The sequence below is a fragment of the Tissierella creatinophila DSM 6911 genome, from assembly GCF_001940565.1.
Lineage (GTDB): Bacteria > Bacillota > Clostridia > Tissierellales > Tissierellaceae > Tissierella_A > Tissierella_A creatinophila.
Map to the genome: position 1 here is coordinate 1 of NZ_LTDM01000020.1, position 18,079 is coordinate 18,079.

Here is an 18,079-nt window from a genome sequence, read left to right on the forward strand (position 1 = left end):
CAATTTCCGTTTTGAGTTATAAACAACTTGATACTGTATATATACCCAAAATCGGGGGAATCCCAGCCATTTCAATAGATTGAAATGCAGTAAAATAGCTCGCTACAGAGTTCTGCAACGAGCTATATTCTAAACATTATACGAGGGGGATGAATTATGAAAAAGAAGTTTTTGATTTTTTTAAGTCTTATACTTGTATTATCTGTTGTTATAACAGGTTGCGTACCAAAATCTGATGATGCTAATCCAGGCGATAAAGATAAGCCAGCAGATGAAGGAAAGGATACTCCTAAAGGAGAAAAGATCCTAAGAACAAACAATGCTAGTGAGCCAGGTTCACTTGATCCTGCACTTGCAACAGGAACTCATGAGTCTTATGCACTTGACCACACTTTTGAAGGTCTTATGAAGTTAAATCCAGATCTTGAATTAGTTCCTGCTATGGCTAAAGAAGAGCCTGAGGTATCAGATGATAAACTAACTTATACTTTCAAACTTCGTGATGACATAAAATGGTCAAACGGAGATCCTGTAACAGCTGGGGATTTTGAATTTGCATGGAAAAGAGCACTAGATCCTAAAACTGCTGCAGATTATGCTCATCAACTTTATTATATTAAGGGTGGAGAAGAGTATAATACTGGAAAAGGTAAAATAGAAGATGTTATGGTTAAAGCAGAGGATGATAAAACTCTAGTTGTAACATTAGATGCTCCTACACCATACTTCTTAGAATTAACTGCCTTTTACACTCTTTATCCAGTTAATCAAAAGGTAGTAGAAGCAAATGCAGATTGGGCTAAGAACGCTGATACACACGTATCTAATGGACCTTTCACTTTAAAAGAATGGACACATAGTGCTAGTATCAAACTTAGAAAAAATGACAACTACTATGATAAAGACAAGATAAAGCTAGATGGTATAGACTTTGATATCATATCAGATGAAAATACTGCTTGGCAAAAATATGAAGGTGGAGACTATGACTTCTTACTTCCACTTCCACAGGCAGTAGTAGCTCAAATGCAAGCTGAGAAAAACCCTGAACTTGTTATAGGTACTGAAGTAGGAACATACTACTACAGTTTAAACTCTCAGTTTGAACTTAAAGATGGTATTAAGCCATTTGCAAATGAAAAGATAAGAAAAGCTATGACAATGACACTAGATCGTAAAACTATTGTAGAGAAAATCGCTCAAGGTGGTCAAATAGTTGCAGAAGGTGTAGTTCCATTTGGTCTTAAAGATGAAAATGGTAAGGAATACCGTGATAAAGTAGGAAAGCTTGTAGAGTATAATGTTGATGAAGGTAAGAAATTATTCCAAGAAGGATTAAAAGAAACAGGACTTACTGCTGAAGACTTTAAAAAAGTAGTACTTGTTTATAATACTTCTGAAGCTCACAAAAAGATTGCTCAAGCTGCACAAGAGATGTGGAGAGTAAACTTAGGTGTTGAGATTCAACTTGAAAACGCAGAGTTCCAGGTTAAACTTGATAGAGAAAGATCTGGAGATTATATGGTTTCACGTTCAGGTTGGATTGGTGACTATACAGACCCTATAACATTCTTAGAGTTATGGTATAGTAGTTCACCATTTAACTATCCTAAGTACAATAATCCTGAGTATGATAAGTTAATTGATACTATTAAAAGTAGTCCAGATGCTGCAGTTCGTTTTGATTCTCTGAGAAAAGCTGAAAAAATGATCATGGAAGATATGCCTGTAGTTCCAGTTTATTTCTATACTCTTCCATATGCACAAAAACCATATGTAACTGGAGTATTTAAACCTCTAGTAAACTATCCAAGATTAACTTATGCAGATATAAATAAATAAACAATAAAAATTGATGGGCTTTTTTTAGCCCATCTGATTTTTATTTTAGAAGGTGGAGGAAAATGAAAAAGTATATATTTAAAAGACTTGGTATGTCTATTGTTACTATTTGGGCTGTTGTCACTATTACTTTTTTTCTAATGCACTCTGTACCAGGTGATCCATTTAGAAAAGAAGGAAAGATGTCACCAGCAGTATATGAAAATCTATTAGAAAAATATGGATTAGATAAATCATATCCAGAACAATATATGATTTATTTAACAAACCTTTTAAAGGGAGATTTTGGCGACTCAATGAAGTCAAAAGTTGAAACTGTAAATGATATGATAACTAGGGGATTTCCAGTGTCAGCTTATCTTGGCGTGGAGGCCCTACTTATAGCTATAGTCTTTGGACCAGCTCTTGGAGCCTTAGCAGCTCTATATCAAAATAAGGTGCCAGATTATATTGCTATGATAGTAGCTATAATAGGTATATCTGTACCAAGCTTTATTATGGGTACGATGTTTATACAATTTATAGCTAAAAATATTAATTGGCTTCCTATAGGAGGCTGGGGAGAGTTTAAGCACACTATTCTTCCTGCTATTGCCTTATCTATGATGCCTCTTGCATATATGGCAAGACTTATGAGATCAAGCATGCTTGAAGTACTTGGACAAGACTATATAAAAACTGCTCAATCTAAGGGTATCTCTAAGGCAGCTGTTGTGTTAAAACATGCTGTTAGAAATGCTATACTTCCTATAGTTTCAGTTCTTGGAACTCTTATATCAAATCTTTTAGTAGGTAGTTTTGTTATTGAAAAAATATTTGGAATTCCTGGTCTTGGAGCATTGTTTGTGCAATCTATAACCAATAGAGACTATACTCTTATAATGGGAACTACTATCTTTTATGCCATTGTTTTAATTGGTATGCTTTTCTTAGTAGACTTAGCTTATATGGCGATTGATCCAAGAATAAAACTTACTGGGGAGGGACGTTAATGGATAGAATTGATGCAAACTTAAACAAAGAATTACAAAGAGAAATGTTTGAACCAGCTGATCTATCCAATAGAGATGCTGACAAAATTAAACGCCCTAGTATAAAATATTGGCCAGATGTATGGAGAAGGTTAAAACAAAATAAACTTGCTATGTCAGGTCTTGTTTTGATTGTAGGTATTATAATCATCGCTATTGCAGGGCCTTATATGAATAAATTTGATTATTTTGAACAAGATTATACTAAGATAAACTTAAAACCAAATTCTACGCACTTCTTTGGTACAGATGAACTTGGACGAGACCTTTGGACTAGAGTTTGGATAGGAGCTAGATATTCTCTTATAATAGGGATATTAGCTGCTGCTATTGACTTTGTAATAGGAGTATTATATGGAGGAGTTGCTGGAGTTGCAAGTAGAAGAGTAGATGCTTTTATGATGCGTTTAGCTGAAGTTATTTATAGTATTCCTTATTTACTTGTAGTAATTCTCCTTTCTGTAGTATTTTCTAAGGAAGGTTCTGGTACATCACTTTTTGTACTGATTCTTGCTATGACACTTACCTCTTGGGTTCCTATGTCAATTTTAGTAAGAGGACAAGTTCTTCAACTTAAGGAATCCGAGTATTCTCTTGCTTCAGAGTCTCTCGGTGCTTCAAATGGATGGATATTAAAGAAACATATAATCCCAAATACACTTGGACCGATACTAGTAAATGTAACTTTAACTATCCCCCGCGCAATATTTGCAGAGGCAACTCTTGGGTTTTTAGGACTTGGTTTTCAAGCTCCAAATTCAAGCCTTGGATCTCTTGCAAATGATGGACTAGCTGGAATGGCGGTGGGAAATGCTTATCAACTTATAATACCAGCTATACTAATTTCTCTTATTATGTTTGGATTTAATGTACTAGGAGATGGACTTCGTGATGCACTTGACCCAAGATTACGTAAATAAGGAGGCAAAAAATGGAAAATTTATTAGAAGTTAAAAACCTAGCTGTTTCTTTTAAAACTTTCTTTGGGGAAGTTGAAGCCGTTAGAAATATAAGCTTTAGTGTTAAAGATTCCCAAACGGTAGCAATAGTAGGAGAGTCTGGATGTGGTAAGTCTGTTACAGCAAATTCTATAATGCAGCTCCTTCCTATGCCTCCTGCTTTTTTTAAGGGCGGGGAAATATGGTTTGAAGGAGAAAACCTATTAAAAAAGACAGATAAAGAGATGCAAAAGATAAGAGGCAATAAGATGTCAATGATATTTCAAGATCCTATGACATCTCTTAATCCAACTATAAGAGTTGGTAAACAAATAGTAGAAGGTCTTATACATCATCATGGTATATCAAAACAAGAAGCAGAAGAAAAGGCATTAGAGATGTTAAGACTGGTTTCAGTACCTCAACCCGAGAAAAGAATAAAACAATATCCACATGAGTTTTCAGGTGGAATGAGACAAAGAGTTATGATAGCACTTGCAATGGTTTCAGATCCAAAACTTATTATAGCAGATGAGCCAACTACAGCACTTGATGTAACTGTACAAGCTCAAATTTTAGAACTGATGAGAGAAATTCAAAAAGAACGAGGTATGTCTATAATATTGATTACACACGATTTAGGAATTGTAGCTGAGATGAGTGATAAAGTAGTCGTAATGTATGCAGGTCAAATTATTGAAGAAGGAAATACAAAAGAAATCTTTGAAAATACAAAGCACCCTTATACTGCTAAGCTTCTTAAAAGTGTTCCAAGGCTTGATATGGATAAAAATGAGCCCCTTCATTCAATAGAAGGGACTCCACCGGATCTATATATTCCGCCTTTAGGGTGTCCTTTTTATGATAGATGTGACAAGGCAATGAAGATTTGTAAAGATAATATGCCAGATGAAGAAAACCATAGTCCAACTCATAAAAGTAGATGTTGGTTAAATCATCCCTTGGCTAAAGACCAAGAAAGGAGGTCTTCTTAATTGGAACCTTTAATATCAGTAAGAAATTTAAAAAAGTATTTTGATGTTGGAGAAGGAATGCTTAAAGCAGTAGATGGAATTAGCTTTGATATATATCCTGGAGAGACTTTTGGACTTGTAGGTGAATCAGGTTGTGGCAAATCTACTGCAGGAAGAACTATAATAAGGCTTTATGATCCAACTGATGGTGAATTAATATTTAATGGAAAAAATATATATGATTTATCTAGAAAAGAGATGCAGGAAGTTAGAAAAAACTTTCAAATGATATTTCAAGATCCTTACGCATCTTTAAATCCTAGAATGACAGTAGAAGAAATAGTAGGAGAACCTTTTGATATCCATGATATCTATAAAGATAAAAAAGAAAAGAAAAAAAGGATAATGGAACTTTTACAATTAGTAGGTTTAAGTGATGAGCATGCTATGAGATTTCCACATGAGTTTAGTGGTGGACAAAGACAGAGAATAGGAATAGCAAGATCCCTTGCATTAAATCCAAAGTTTATAGTTTGTGATGAGCCTATATCAGCTCTAGATGTTTCTATCCAGGCACAAGTGGTAAATCTTTTAAAAGAACTCCAAGAAAAACTTGGACTAACTTATCTTTTTATAGCTCATGACCTTTCAATGGTTAGATATATCTCAGATAGAGTTGGTGTAATGTATTTGGGTCAGATGATGGAACTTGCTGATTCAGAAGAGCTTTATGAAAACCCTATTCATCCTTATACAAGAGCACTACTTTCTGCTATACCAATACCAGATCCAGAGATTCAAAAAGATAGAAAGAGAATAGTTCTTCAAGGAGATGTACCAAGTCCTATAAATCCTAAAGAAGCTTGTAGGTTTGTAGATAGGTGTCCTTATGCAATAGAGATCTGTCACAAACAAGTTCCTGAATTTAGAGAAGTAAAGCCAAAACATTTTGCAGCTTGTCATAGAGCATTAGAAATTTAATAAATACTTTTATTTTATAAGAAAAAGAGTAAAGATAATTATCTTTACTCTTTTTTTATGCTATTTTAGTCTACTATAAACCTTTTCCATAAGTTTTTCTTTTAAAGCTTTTCCAGTAGATAAAACTTCTTCTACTTCTCTTTCCTTTTGAGTTCTATAAGCATCATCTTTTATACTCTTTAGGTTTATAGTAACATTTAATAACGAACCCTCAAGTCCTGTATAAGCAAGCAGAGCACCTACCCCTACATCTGTTATAGCATGAACGTTTCCGTTATTTGCAAAGGTTTCTTGAAGCTCTAAGACTTTTTTACATTCTTTAGCACATTCTAAAGGAAGTTCTAGCGCCTTTTTATAACCTGCTTGAATGGCATCTGTTCTTTTCTTCTTTTCTTCATCTGTTTCTTTTGGCATCTTAAAGGCTTTCATTACATCATCAAAAGCTTTAGTATCTTCATCTACAAAGTAGTTTAACTTTTCAATGCTTTTTTTAATTTCTTCAAAGTTTGCATCCATTTCACTTCTTTGATCTTCTTCTAACTCTTTGTATATTTTTTTGTCTATAGTTAAATTATAAACCATAGAAGTAAGAGCTGCTCCAAGACTTGCAGCTAAAGCTGATACACTCCCCCCACCTGGTATTGGTTCTCCACTTGCTGTTTCTTTTACATATTCTCTTATACTTTTATCAATATACATTTTTCTCTTTCCCCCTTTATACTAAACTCTTAAAAAGAGTTATTTACACATTTATAATTCCTTCTAAGACTACTTTACCCTCTCCACCAACTTCAACTTCATAATCAGAATCTTTCTCTTTAATAGTACAATATATAGAGCTCTCTCTACCCATAGCTTCGCCTTGTATGGCTTTTATTTGATTGCCATTTATAAAACCTTTTTTCTTTAAAAGATATATAAGTGCACCATTAGCAGTTCCAGTTGCAGCTTCTTCCTTTAGATTCATCATATTAGAAAAGTTTCTAGCAAAAATGATTGAAGAATCCTTTTCGGGTAAGAAAAAAAGATGAACACCTTGTATATCCAATTTATCCAACTTTAACCTTAGCATTTTTTTATCCATGTTTATCGTCTCTAGTTTTTCTTTTGTCTTTATTGGAATGATTGCATACTTAGAACCAAGTTTTATAATTGGGATATCAGTAAGCTCATTATCTAGATTTACATCTTCCATAGTTAAGTTTAAATGCTTTAAGAATGAACCTCTATCTTCTATTACTCCTACTTCTTCTGGTTTTCCCATTTTAACAACTATATTTTCTATTTTATAATCTAAGAAATATATATCTACATGAAGCCTTTTTTTATTTGAATGGATATATACAGTTTTAATACCTGATTCTATAGGGATTATATATCCTCTAAGTGCAAGTATATAGAATGTAGCTAGAGTAGAATGACCACAAAAATCTACTTCTCCGTAAGGAGAAAAGTATCTAACTTTGTATGAATCTCTATCTACAGAAGTTACAAATGCAGTTTCTGATGCATTAAGTTCTATAGCTATTTTTTGCATCTGATCTTCGTTTAAACGCCTTGCATCTGGAACAACCCCTGCTGGATTTCCTTTAAAGGCTTCATTTGTAAATGCATCTACTAAATATATATTATAATCCATTTTTTTCTCTCCTTTCTTTATAAGATGTTCCACGTGGAACATTAATGAGTTAGGATTTCAAAAATTCTTTGTAAGTCTTCATCGCTATAGTATTCTATCTCAATTTTACCTTTTTTATCCCCTAGGGTTAAGTTTACTTTTGTGCCAAGTGTTCTTATAAGTTGTTCTTCTAAATCTACTATATAAGAATCTTTTTTATTTGAAGTTTTCTTTTTAGTACTAATGTTTTTATCTTGTTTAACCTTTTTTACTTCTTCTTCTGTACTTCTAACATTTAATCCTGTTTCTATTATCCTTTTAGCTAGTTCTACTTGAGCTTTTTTATCTTTTATACCAAGTAGTACTTTACCATGACCTTGAGTTAGTTCTCCATTGTATAGATAATCTATTACTCTTTGGTCTAGATTTAAAAGTCTAAGACTATTTGTTATATAAGATCTACTCTTTCCTATAGTTTCTGCTAGTTCATCTTGTTTTAAATTGAAGTCTTCCATAAGATTTTTATAAGCTATAGATTCTTCAATTGGGTTTAGATCTTCCCTTTGGATGTTTTCTATTAAAGCAAGTTTTGCTACTTCTTCATCTTTTGCATCTAAAACAATAGCAGGTATTTCTTCTAGGTTGGCAAGTTTAGAAGCTCTAAATCTCCTTTCTCCAGCTATTATTTCATACATATCATCCTTTTTTCTAAGAAGTATAGGCTGTATTACTCCATGAACTTTTATAGAATTTGAAAGTTCTTTTATTGAACTTTTTTCAAACTCTTTTCTAGGTTGGTCTTTTTTTGCCTTTATATTGTCAAGGGATATGTATTTTATCTTTCCTTCTCTTTGATCATCTTTTTCATTTATAAGATTGTCTATTGATGGCTTATCTGCAAGGAGTGCAGATAAGCCTTTTCCAAGACCTCTTTTTTTAGTGGTCATAAAACCATCCTTCCAATTTATCTTAACTTTACTCTACATATTCCAAAAATTCTTCAGCCAGTTCTCTATAGGCCTCTGCACCTTTAGATTTATCATCATAGTCCATTATAGATAAACCATGAGAGGGTGCTTCTGCTAGTCTTACATTTCTAGGAATTATACTCATATATACTTTACCTTTAAAATATTCTTTTACTTCTTCTACTACTTGTATAGAAAGATTTGTCCTACCATCAAACATACTTAATACTACACCTTCAATTTCAAGCCCTGGATTATAACTACTCTTTACCAGCTCTATAGTTGTAAAGAGTTGGCTCACTCCTTCTAAAGCATAGTATTCACACTGTATAGGTATTATAACGCTATTAGATGCTATAAGACCTATTACACTAAGTATACCCAAAGATGGAGGACAATCTATAAAAATATAATCAAATTTATCTTTTACCTGTTCTAATTTATCTTTAAGTAACTCTTCCCATTCTCCTTCCCTTGCAAGTTCTACTTCAAGACCTGCCAGTTGACTATTAGAAGGTAATAAAGAAACATTCTCTGCTGAAGAGTTACAAATGGCCTTTTCTACATCTATATCATTTGCCAATACATCATATATTTGATACTCGATCTTATCTCTTTCTATTCCAAGTCCACTTGTCGAGTTCCCCTGCGGATCTAAGTCAGCGAGTAGTACACTTTTACCAAGCTTTCCTACACCTGAAGCTAGATTTATACTAGTAGTTGTCTTACCTACCCCACCTTTTTGATTGAATATAGCTATTATCTTGCCCATCTTTTCACCATCCATTTTTTATCTCTTCTATCGTATCTTGTGTTTCCTATATCTATGATATCATATTTATAACAAAAATGAACTAAAAAAGTTCCACGTGGAACTTTTTTATTATTTAAAATGTCTTTTAATAAAAAGTAAATATATGATTTATATATTTATTTAATGGCTATAGATTAGGAAATATTTTATATAAGTTTTCTTTATTAAGAAATATTAATATTTTTTTGAAAAAAGATGTTTAAAAAATATATATTGGGTATAATATTAATACACACCTAGTAGGTAATATATTTAGAAAATTAAGTTTATATTATATAACTTACATGGGTGGTAAATAAAACTTGAGTTGGTATGAGTCTAAAGTATTAAAGATTTAAATTTTAGAAACGATAATTTTCTTTATCAGATTTACAAAAAGTAGATTTATAAAAGTTATCGTAGAAGAGATTTAAGTATTAAGAGTATCAGATTAAAACAATTTTAAGTTTAGGTAAAGTAAGTTCAAGTAAAGATTAAAGTAAATTAGTAGTTTAATCTTACTGCTAGAGAAAAGTTTCAATTTTAGTAAAGGTTTAAGGATTAAAGAAACTTAAACTATAGATTTAAAGTTAAAAGATTAAGGTTTTAAATGGTAAGCTTGATTTAGATGTAAGATATTTAAACTAATTAGAGTTTAAAGTAACTAGATTAAAATAAGTAAATGAACACAGGTAAAAGATTAGATGTATTTTACAATTTAATCTAAGTTAAAAAGAAGGGTTAAGATAGAAGTTTCCTACAATTAGTATATTAAATAGGATACTAAAACTTAATAAAAAGAATTTAGTTAAAAGATTAATTAAGGAGTAGATTGTTATAGAAAAAGATTTTAGTTTTAAGAGTTATTTAGACTCTACCAACAATTTCAAGTTTTATTTTAAATAATGGATGTTTTCTAGTAATATATATAGAAGACATCCATTATACTTTTTTGTTTAGCTAAAATAATTAAAAACCTCTAAAACAGTTTAAATTCGCTTGTATTGTCTTTTATAATTAAATCTATGTAATCCTATTACTAATACATATTTCATCTAATTGAGGTCCATCTGATGAGTCATTTATTGTCCCTTAGCTATTTGTAGTTTAAATAAATCTTGTATTTTATCTTTCATATATACCAATCTTTTAATGCTTGGGTATATGTATGGGGAATAGTTATTTTAATAATAGTATATATTTAGAATAACAAAAGATGTTCCACGTGGAACATCTTTTGTTATTCTATTATTTTTTAGGTATTTTAATTACTACTTCTACGTGATCATCTTTTTCTACTTCTTTATAACTTGCATCTACTCCAAATTCTTTTATAGCAGTATAAGCTTTTTTTACTGTATTTAGATAAATCCTTACATTTATAAGAGATTTTATTGTTTGTTGTGGTTGTTTTTCTTCTTCTTCACCTCTTAAACCGTTTAAGATATCTTCTACTAAGTTTTCAGTAGCATTTACATTTAAACCTTTTTTAATTACCTTTTCTATAACTATTGACTTTAATTCATCATCTGGTAGTTTAAGTAATGCTCTTCCATGTCTTTCAGTAAGTCCTTCTGTTATAAGTGTCCTCTGAATTTCTGTTGGAAGTTTTAGAAGTCTTAATTTATTTGCTATGGTTGATTGAGACTTTCCTATCTTTTTAGCTAAATCTTGTTGCGTAAAGTTATGATCATTTATCAGGTTATAGTATCCTTCTGATTCCTCTATAAAGTTTAAGTCTTCTCTTTGAAGGTTTTCTATTAAAGCTATAATTGCTGATTCATTATCTCTATATTCTACGATTAAAGCTGGTATTTCCATCATTTCAGCCATCTCGGTAGCTCTAAGTCTTCTTTCTCCTGCAATTAACTCATAGTTCTCTGCTGAAGTTTTTCTTACACTTATAGGCTGAATAACTCCATATTCTTTTATAGATTGTGATAACTCCTCTAAAGCCTTTCTATTAAAAATTCTCCTTGGTTGGTATGGATTGGGTCTTATAGTAGATACTGGGATATACTTTATTTCTTGATGTAATGCCATAACAAGCACCTCTTCCTTGTAGTTTGGTAGTTTAATATTTGGAAAATTTATATATGTAATTTCCACGAAAAGTTTATTTCCCGTGGAAATATTGTTATATTAATAATACTATAAATTTTTAATATTTCCAAGCTTATTTCCCATCAAATTTCCACCAAATTACTACAATTTATAGCGGATTTTTTCTAGGTTTTCCTCCACCACGAGGATATTTTTGAGATGTTTGTCGTATTTTTTCTATTACTATCAAAGAATGCACTATGTCACTTTCAGGAAGTGTTATAATTTTAGTTTCTACAACATTTCCACCTAAAAGTTTTATGGCATTTCTACTTGAGTTTAACTCTTCTTCTATATCTGGTCCCTTCATAGCTATAAAGTGACCACCTACTTTTACAAAAGGTAGGCAGTACTCACTTAATGTATCAAGAGATGCTACAGCACGGGAAATAGCTATAGAAAAGTTTTCTCTATATTCAGTTTGTCTAGATAATTCTTCTGCCCTTCCATGTATAGCTTTTATTCCCTTTAAATCTAAGACTTTTATTACTTCATTTAAAAAATTTATTCTTTTATTTAAACTATCAAGAAGAGTTATATTGAGATTATCTTTCATTATCTTTAAAGGAATACCAGGAAATCCTCCTCCTGTTCCTATATCAATTAGAGTTTTATTTCCTTCAAATAGATCTAGTGATAGACAAGTAAGACTATCTAAAAAGTGCTTTATATCTATTTCACTATCTTGTGTAATAGTCGTTATATTTATCTTTTCATTCCACTCTTTTAAAAGCTCTTTATAATTTAAAAATCTAGCTTTATCTTCTTCTGTAAGTTTTAAATTTAAATCCTGGGTACCTTTTAATAGTATATCTATATTAGTCATCCATAGCATCCTTTCGTCTTTTTTGCTCTAGATATATAAGTAAAACATTTATATCTGCAGGAGATACTCCTGATATTCTAGATGCTTGACCTACTGAATCAGGTTTTATTTTATTTAATTTTTGAAGTGCTTCATTGCTAAGCCCTTTAATAAGAGAATAGTCAAAGTCTAAATCTAGTCTCTTCTTTTCTAGTTTTTTAAACTGTTCAATCTGAATCATCTGTTTTTTTATATATCCTTCATACTTAATTTGAGTTTCTACTTGAAGCCTTATCTCTCTTAAGAGTTCTTTTCTTTCTGGATCAAATATACTTGTAGATTCGTAGTTTAACTCTGGTCTTCTAATTAATTCAGAGACAGTTGTAGGTGTTTGAGTAGTCGTAGAACCTAATTCTTCTAATCTTTTATTGTTTTCTTCTGTAGGATTTACCTTTACCTTTTTAAGTCTTTCTAATTCTTCATTGACTTGTTTTTCTTTTTCTATAAGCATATTATATCTTTCTTCTGTTACAAGACCAAGTTCATATCCTTTTTTAGTAAGTCTCAAGTCTGCATTGTCTTGTCTTAGAGTTAATCTATACTCTGCCCTTGAAGTCATCATTCTATAGGGCTCATCTGTACCTTTTGTTACTAGATCATCTATTAAAACACCTATATAGGCTTCTGATCTATCTAGTACAAAGGGTTCTCTACCTTGTATATTTAATGATGCATTGATTCCTGCAACAAGTCCTTGTCCTGCTGCCTCTTCATATCCAGAAGAACCATTTATTTGTCCTGCAAAAAATAGATTTTTTATTTCCATATGCTCCATAGTCCTTTTTAATATGGTAGGATCTATTGAGTCGTACTCTATAGCATAAGCTGGTCTCATAAACTCAACATTTTCTAGACCTATTATTTCTTTATACATCTGTTTTTGTACTTCTTCAGGAAGGGTTGAACTAGCCCCTTGAACATACATCTCTTTTGTGGTGAGTCCTTCTGGTTCTATAAATATTTGATGTCTTTCTTTATCTGCAAATCTAACTATCTTATCTTCTATAGAAGGGCAATATCTAGGTCCTACACCTTCTATATTTCCAGCATACATAGGGGAACGATGAAGATTTTCTCTTATTATATCATGTACCTTTGGTGTAGTATAAGTTAAGTGACACGGAACTTGTTCCACGTGGAACTTTTTACCCATATTTAAAAATGAAAAAGGAATGATTTCATCATCTCCTGGTTGTATTTCCATTTTGCTATAGTCTATGCTATCTTTATGAACTCTTGCAGGTGTTCCTGTCTTCATTCTTCTAAGTTTAAACCCTTTTTTTATTAGATTTTCTGAAAGTATATTAGAAGGAAACATTCCATCTGGCCCTGAAGAATAGTTTACTTCACCTATATATACTCTACCTCTAAGATAAGTTCCACTAGCTAGTATTACTGCTTGTGCCTTATACATAGCTCCCGTTCTAGTTATAACTCCCTTTACTTTACCATCTTCTATCACTATATCTATAACTTCAGCCTGTGATATTTTTAAGTTTTCTTGATTTTCTAATACCTTTTTCATCTCTATATGATAAGCTTTTTTATCTGCTTGTACTCTTAATGAATGAACTGCAGGTCCTTTAGATGTATTTAACATTCTACTTTGAATAAATGTCTTATCTATATTAAGAGCCATTTCCCCGCCAAGAGCATCTATTTCTCTTACAAGATGACCTTTTCCAGTTCCACCTATATTGGGATTACATGATAGTGCCACTATAGAGTCAAGACTCATAGTTAGCATAATAGTCTTCATACCCATTCTACTACTAGCCAATGCAGCCTCCACTCCAGCATGTCCAGCACCTATAACAACAACATCTACTTCTCCTGCATTATATGTTTTTAATTCTTCCATTTGTACACCTCTTTCTAATTGAAATAATTTATTTTATATAGACTAAAAATTAGACCTTGAACAATCAAGGTCAATTGAGTACTATTCTTATTTTTACAAATGTTCCACATGGAACATTTGTAGTTTTAACTTCTTATTTAACTAAGCAATGATAAGTTTAATTTATTGAAGAGGATAATTTATAAAATTTAATCCACATGTGGATAGTTCTCCTATTATATTTTAATCCACATGGGCATTTCTTGTCAAATCTTTTATTTTCCAGTGGATTATTTTCCAATACAAAAGTCTTTAAATATCTTATCTAAGATATCTTCAGCTATAGTTTCTCCTGATATCTCACCTAAGTCCTCCCAAGCATTCTTTAAGTCTATCTCTATACAATCCAATGGCACATCCATATCTATATCTCTTATAGCACTTTGAATGTTCTTTTTGGCTTTTTCTAGCTGGGTTTTATGTCTTATATTTGTAATTACTACATCAGATTCTATATTTAAATCTCCCTCATAAAATAAATCTTTTATATCTTCTTCTAATGTTTTTACGCCTACATTTTCTATAATAGATGTCTCTATTATATGATTTATTCCCTCTAATTCTTTTAGGAACTTATCTTTAAAACTACTTTCAATGTCTATTTTGTTTAATAAAACTATAGACTTTTTGTTTTTTAATAGGTTTATTATCTCTTTATCTTCTTCAGTAAAATCTCTTGATACATCAAATACTCCTATAATAAGATCCGCATTTTCTAAAGATTCTCTAGCTCTGTCTACTCCTATTTTTTCTACAATATCTTCTGTAGCTCTTATTCCAGCTGTATCTACTATTTTTAAAGGTATCCCATCTATATTTACATATTCTTCTATGATATCCCTCGTAGTTCCTGGCACATCTGTAACTATTGCTCTATTTTCTTTTAATATTGCATTTAGTAGTGATGATTTACCAACATTTGGTTTACCTAGTATTACAGTGTTTATACCATCTTTTAAAATTTTGCCTTTATTTGCAGTTGAAAGAAGATCATCTATTTTCTTTTCTGCTAATTGAGCATCAGTCTTTAAACTTTCATAAGTTAATTCATTTACATCTTCTTCTGGAAAATCTATAGATACTTCCACATGGGCTACCATCGAAAGAAGGATATTTCTTATCTCTCTTATTTCTTTAGAAAGACTTCCTTCAAGTTGATCAAATGAAACCTCAAAGCTCTTATCAGTCTTTGATCTTATAATATCTATTACAGCTTCTGCTTGGGATAAGTCTAATCTACCATTTAAAAATGCCCTTTTAGTAAACTCACCTCTTTCTGAAAGTCTAGCTCCACTTCTAATTAAGAGTTCTAAAACCTTTCTAACAGAAATAATACCTCCATGGCAATATATCTCTACCATATCTTCTCTTGTATAGGTATATGGTCCTTTCATAAAAGCTATCAAAACTTCATCTATCTTCGTCCCATTTTCATCTATTATGTGTCCATATGTTAGTCTCTTATTTTGAATTTCCATTATCTTTTTATCATCAAAGCCTATAAATACTTCTTCTCCTATATTTATAGCACCTTTTCCACTCATTCTCACGATTCCAATCCCAGCTTCTCCTACAGCAGTTGAGATTGCAGCTATTGTATCTAACATTTTTATCAACTCCTTATCTCCATATTATACTTTAAAACATCAAATTTATCCAACTTAAAAGGGATGTTCCACGTGGAACATCCCTTTTGTTTACTTTGCCTGTATAACTACTCTTCTATATGGATCATTTCCTTCACTAAAGGTTTTAATGTCTTTATTTTCTTGAAGGGTTGAATGTATTATTCTTCTTTCATATGGATTCATAGGCTCAAGTTTTACTTGTATCTTACTAGATATGGCTTTGTCCGCCATCCTTTGTGCAAGTCTAACAAGTGTTATCTCCCTTTTTTGTCTATATCCTTCAACATCTAATATTACTTTTATATATTCGCCTTCTTCTTTGTTTACAAAAAGACTTAAAATATATTGCAATGCATCTAAAGTATTACCTCTTTTGCCTATTATAATCCCCTTATCATCAGGGTTAATACCTTGTATATCAACAAACAAATTATTGTCTTCTCTTTTTATGTCTATAGAAGCTTTTAAATCCATAGAATTTATTACTTTTTCTAAAAATTCTTTAGATAGTTTTTCTATATTCCTAATCTCAGTTACTTTTATCTTAGCATCTCTAGCACCTATTAGTCCAAATAAACCTTTACTTGCTTCTTCTAAAACTTCTATCTCTACTTCATGTTCTTCTAATTTTAATTCTGATAGAGCTTCCTTTTTAGCTTCTTCAAAAGTTTTAGCACTTTTAATAATATATTTCATAGAATTATTCCTCCCTGGCTTTTATAGAAGACCTATTCGATATAAGCTGCTGAATTATAGTAAATACATTACCTAGTACCCAATATAAAGCAAGACCTGCTGGAAAGCTTTTAGCAGAAAAGAATATTAAAAATGGTAAGAAAATAGTCATCATCTTTTGTGTAGACTGAGCTGGATCATTTGCATTTCCACTTGCTGGAGGTGGTGTCATAAGCTTACTTTGTAGATAAGTAGTAGCTGCAGCAAGTAATGGAAGACCCCATAAAAATGGATCTGGATTGTCTAGATTTGGAATCCATAGAAATACTTTGCTTATTTTATCATATAGTCCTGGTTCTGTAAAAGCATACTTAGCTGGTTCTCTAAAAACAGCAAAAAACGCTATTATTATAGGAAACTGTATAAGTAAAGGAAGACATCCTGAGGCAGGATTATAATTGTATTCTTTATATAATTCTTGCATTTTAACTTGCATTGTCTGTGGATCTTTTTTATATTTATCTTGTATTACTTTCATCTTAGGCTGTATTTCACCCATTATACGCGTTGATTTAGTCTGCTGAAAATTTATTGGCAATAGCATAAGTTTAAAAATTATCGTAGTTACAATAACTGCCATTGCATAATAAGAAAAATTACCTGGCTCTGAACCTACAGTTGAGATTATATCATAAACATATCTAAGTAGAGAACCTAGTATTTTACCTAAAAAAGCCGTCATTTATTTACCCCCTATTATTTAAGTGGATCATATCCTCCTTTATTGAAAGGATTACATCTTAATATTCTATTTATAGTTAAAAAAGTGCCTTTGAAAAATCCATATTTTTCATAGGCCTCCATAGAATATTGAGAACAAGTAGGATAAAATCTACAGTTTCTTCCCGTTAAAATATATCTAGAAATATACCTTTGATAAAATTTAATAATCTTTATCATAAGTTTTTTCATTTTATCACCTTTTTTTTAGAAGCTTGGCTATACTCATAATATGTATCATCGAGCCTTCTAATTCTTCAAAAGAAATATCTACGATACTTCTTTTGGCAATAAAAATCAGATCATATCCATCTTTTATATTATGAAAATTTAATCTATATATTTCTTTCATTCTTCTTCTTATCTTATTTCTTGTAACTGCATTTCCGATTTTTTTAGTAATTGTGTATCCAACCCTTGTCTCATTCAAACCGTTATTTTTAACATAAAGAATCAAATTTCTATTCCAATAATTTTTTCCAACCTTGTATATATTTTTAAACTCCATATTTTTTCTTATTCTATACTTCTTTTCCATAACTTTTTTCTCCTAGTATGACCTTTAACAAAAGGCCACCATAAGTGGCCTTAAGCTGTTAGTTTTTTTCTTCCTTTTTGTCTTCTTGCTTTTATAATTGATCTACCAGATTTAGTTCTCATTCTTTTTCTAAAACCATGTTCTCTACTTCTTTGTCTTTTTTTTGGTTGATAAGTTCTCTTCATTAAAAACACCTCCCTTTAATACTTGTATATAACTAAATATAGAGTTTTCCAAAATAAATTAATACACTACTATTGATTATATTTATTTAATGGCTATATGTCAAGAAATATAATTATTATAATATATAATTCGATATGTTAACAACTTGTTGATTATGTGGATAATTTAATTGAATGTTGTTTGATTTTTTGGTATCATAAAAAGAGATGTGGATATTTTTTAATATTGTTAATTTATCGTACTTATACACATTATGTGG

The 18,079-nt window shown here is 31.0% G+C and carries 18 protein-coding genes; 5 read left to right on the plus strand and 13 right to left on the minus strand.

The window, feature by feature from the left end; translation table 11 throughout:
- The first annotated feature begins 156 nt into the window (after positions 1 to 156).
- The 5 genes from TICRE_RS06415 to TICRE_RS06435 all read left to right on the plus strand — a co-directional run bounded on the left by TICRE_RS06415 (position 157) and on the right by TICRE_RS06435 (position 5,766).
- Complete coding sequence (locus tag TICRE_RS06415) at positions 157 to 1,842, plus strand: peptide ABC transporter substrate-binding protein (protein WP_075726293.1); 1,686 nt, start codon at positions 157 to 159, stop codon at positions 1,840 to 1,842.
- Positions 1,843 to 1,904: 62 nt separating this feature from the next.
- On the plus strand, positions 1,905 to 2,834 hold the full coding sequence (locus TICRE_RS06420) for an ABC transporter permease (RefSeq protein ID WP_075726295.1): 930 nt from the start codon (positions 1,905 to 1,907) through the stop codon (positions 2,832 to 2,834).
- Positions 2,834 to 3,793 carry an ABC transporter permease gene (locus TICRE_RS06425; RefSeq protein ID WP_075726297.1) on the plus strand — a complete coding sequence of 320 codons (960 nt, stop codon included), beginning with the start codon at positions 2,834 to 2,836 and terminating at the stop codon, positions 3,791 to 3,793. Before TICRE_RS06420 ends, TICRE_RS06425 begins: the two co-directional genes overlap by 1 nt.
- A gap of 11 nt (positions 3,794 to 3,804) precedes the next feature.
- On the plus strand, positions 3,805 to 4,806 hold the full coding sequence (locus TICRE_RS06430; protein ID WP_075726299.1) for an ABC transporter ATP-binding protein: 1,002 nt from the start codon (positions 3,805 to 3,807) through the stop codon (positions 4,804 to 4,806).
- Between the two features lie 57 nt (positions 4,807 to 4,863).
- Positions 4,864 to 5,766 (plus strand): ABC transporter ATP-binding protein, encoded by a 903-nt coding sequence (locus tag TICRE_RS06435; RefSeq protein ID WP_198927506.1) that lies wholly within the window; start codon positions 4,864 to 4,866, stop codon positions 5,764 to 5,766.
- Positions 5,767 to 5,826: 60 nt separating this feature from the next.
- On the opposite strand, the gene TICRE_RS06440 is transcribed toward TICRE_RS06435, so the two are convergent.
- From TICRE_RS06440 to rpmH, 13 genes are all read right to left on the minus strand, one after another.
- Complete coding sequence (locus TICRE_RS06440) at positions 5,827 to 6,465, minus strand: cyclodeaminase/cyclohydrolase family protein (RefSeq protein WP_075726303.1); 639 nt, start codon at positions 6,463 to 6,465, stop codon at positions 5,827 to 5,829.
- A 43-nt stretch (positions 6,466 to 6,508) separates the two neighbouring features.
- A complete protein-coding gene (locus tag TICRE_RS06445; protein WP_075726305.1) occupies positions 6,509 to 7,405 on the minus strand; it encodes a PhzF family phenazine biosynthesis protein in 897 nt (298 codons plus the stop codon).
- A gap of 41 nt (positions 7,406 to 7,446) precedes the next feature.
- Positions 7,447 to 8,331, minus strand: a complete 885-nt coding sequence (locus tag TICRE_RS06450) for a ParB/RepB/Spo0J family partition protein (protein WP_075726307.1) — start codon at positions 8,329 to 8,331, stop codon at positions 7,447 to 7,449.
- A 28-nt stretch (positions 8,332 to 8,359) separates the two neighbouring features.
- On the minus strand, positions 8,360 to 9,124 hold the full coding sequence (locus TICRE_RS06455) for a ParA family protein (RefSeq protein WP_075726347.1): 765 nt from the start codon (positions 9,122 to 9,124) through the stop codon (positions 8,360 to 8,362).
- Positions 9,125 to 10,393: 1,269 nt separating this feature from the next.
- Positions 10,394 to 11,188, minus strand: coding sequence for a nucleoid occlusion protein (gene noc, locus TICRE_RS06460; protein WP_075726309.1), 795 nt, complete (start codon positions 11,186 to 11,188; stop codon positions 10,394 to 10,396).
- Positions 11,189 to 11,357: 169 nt separating this feature from the next.
- Entirely contained in the window at positions 11,358 to 12,074 is a 717-nt protein-coding gene (gene rsmG, locus TICRE_RS06465) for a 16S rRNA (guanine(527)-N(7))-methyltransferase RsmG (protein WP_075726311.1), read from the minus strand.
- The gene (gene mnmG / locus TICRE_RS06470; RefSeq protein ID WP_075726313.1) at positions 12,067 to 13,974 is read right to left on the minus strand and encodes a tRNA uridine-5-carboxymethylaminomethyl(34) synthesis enzyme MnmG; all 1,908 of its coding nucleotides are present in this window, start codon (positions 13,972 to 13,974) and stop codon (positions 12,067 to 12,069) included. The genes rsmG and mnmG overlap by 8 nt, the downstream gene beginning before the upstream one ends.
- 269 nt (positions 13,975 to 14,243) lie before the next feature.
- Positions 14,244 to 15,620: a tRNA uridine-5-carboxymethylaminomethyl(34) synthesis GTPase MnmE gene (gene mnmE, locus TICRE_RS06475; RefSeq protein ID WP_075726315.1), complete on the minus strand. Its 1,377-nt coding sequence runs from the start codon at positions 15,618 to 15,620 to the stop codon at positions 14,244 to 14,246.
- A gap of 90 nt (positions 15,621 to 15,710) precedes the next feature.
- A complete protein-coding gene (gene jag / locus TICRE_RS06480) occupies positions 15,711 to 16,337 on the minus strand; it encodes an RNA-binding cell elongation regulator Jag/EloR (protein ID WP_075726317.1) in 627 nt (208 codons plus the stop codon).
- A 4-nt stretch (positions 16,338 to 16,341) separates the two neighbouring features.
- The gene (locus tag TICRE_RS06485; RefSeq protein WP_075726319.1) at positions 16,342 to 17,058 is read right to left on the minus strand and encodes a YidC/Oxa1 family membrane protein insertase; all 717 of its coding nucleotides are present in this window, start codon (positions 17,056 to 17,058) and stop codon (positions 16,342 to 16,344) included.
- 14 nt (positions 17,059 to 17,072) lie between these two features.
- The gene (gene yidD, locus TICRE_RS06490; protein ID WP_075726321.1) at positions 17,073 to 17,288 is read right to left on the minus strand and encodes a membrane protein insertion efficiency factor YidD; all 216 of its coding nucleotides are present in this window, start codon (positions 17,286 to 17,288) and stop codon (positions 17,073 to 17,075) included.
- A 4-nt stretch (positions 17,289 to 17,292) separates the two neighbouring features.
- Positions 17,293 to 17,634: a ribonuclease P protein component gene (gene rnpA, locus TICRE_RS06495; RefSeq protein WP_075726323.1), complete on the minus strand. Its 342-nt coding sequence runs from the start codon at positions 17,632 to 17,634 to the stop codon at positions 17,293 to 17,295.
- A 50-nt stretch (positions 17,635 to 17,684) separates the two neighbouring features.
- Positions 17,685 to 17,819 carry a 50S ribosomal protein L34 gene (gene rpmH / locus TICRE_RS06500; RefSeq protein ID WP_075726325.1) on the minus strand — a complete coding sequence of 45 codons (135 nt, stop codon included), beginning with the start codon at positions 17,817 to 17,819 and terminating at the stop codon, positions 17,685 to 17,687.
- Positions 17,820 to 18,079: the final 260 nt, after the last annotated feature.

Excerpts from the sequence above, each read along its gene's own strand:
- TICRE_RS06415 (WP_075726293.1), top strand. The coding sequence starts at position 157 with ATGAAAAAGAAGTTTTTGATTTTTTTAAGTCTTATACTTGTATTATCT.
- TICRE_RS06420 (WP_075726295.1), top strand. The coding sequence starts at position 1,905 with ATGAAAAAGTATATATTTAAAAGACTTGGTATGTCTATTGTTACTATT.
- TICRE_RS06425 (WP_075726297.1), top strand. The coding sequence starts at position 2,834 with ATGGATAGAATTGATGCAAACTTAAACAAAGAATTACAAAGAGAAATG.
- TICRE_RS06430 (WP_075726299.1), top strand. The coding sequence starts at position 3,805 with ATGGAAAATTTATTAGAAGTTAAAAACCTAGCTGTTTCTTTTAAAACT.
- TICRE_RS06435 (WP_198927506.1), top strand. The coding sequence starts at position 4,864 with ATGCTTAAAGCAGTAGATGGAATTAGCTTTGATATATATCCTGGAGAG.
- TICRE_RS06440 (WP_075726303.1), bottom strand. The coding sequence starts at position 6,465 with ATGTATATTGATAAAAGTATAAGAGAATATGTAAAAGAAACAGCAAGT.
- TICRE_RS06445 (WP_075726305.1), bottom strand. The coding sequence starts at position 7,405 with ATGGATTATAATATATATTTAGTAGATGCATTTACAAATGAAGCCTTT.
- TICRE_RS06450 (WP_075726307.1), bottom strand. The coding sequence starts at position 8,331 with ATGACCACTAAAAAAAGAGGTCTTGGAAAAGGCTTATCTGCACTCCTT.
- TICRE_RS06455 (WP_075726347.1), bottom strand. The coding sequence starts at position 9,124 with ATGGGCAAGATAATAGCTATATTCAATCAAAAAGGTGGGGTAGGTAAG.
- noc (WP_075726309.1), bottom strand. The coding sequence starts at position 11,188 with ATGGCATTACATCAAGAAATAAAGTATATCCCAGTATCTACTATAAGA.
- rsmG (WP_075726311.1), bottom strand. The coding sequence starts at position 12,074 with ATGACTAATATAGATATACTATTAAAAGGTACCCAGGATTTAAATTTA.
- mnmG (WP_075726313.1), bottom strand. The coding sequence starts at position 13,974 with ATGGAAGAATTAAAAACATATAATGCAGGAGAAGTAGATGTTGTTGTT.
- mnmE (WP_075726315.1), bottom strand. The coding sequence starts at position 15,620 with ATGTTAGATACAATAGCTGCAATCTCAACTGCTGTAGGAGAAGCTGGG.
- jag (WP_075726317.1), bottom strand. The coding sequence starts at position 16,337 with ATGAAATATATTATTAAAAGTGCTAAAACTTTTGAAGAAGCTAAAAAG.
- TICRE_RS06485 (WP_075726319.1), bottom strand. The coding sequence starts at position 17,058 with ATGACGGCTTTTTTAGGTAAAATACTAGGTTCTCTACTTAGATATGTT.
- yidD (WP_075726321.1), bottom strand. The coding sequence starts at position 17,288 with ATGAAAAAACTTATGATAAAGATTATTAAATTTTATCAAAGGTATATT.
- rnpA (WP_075726323.1), bottom strand. The coding sequence starts at position 17,634 with ATGGAAAAGAAGTATAGAATAAGAAAAAATATGGAGTTTAAAAATATA.
- rpmH (WP_075726325.1), bottom strand. The coding sequence starts at position 17,819 with ATGAAGAGAACTTATCAACCAAAAAAAAGACAAAGAAGTAGAGAACAT.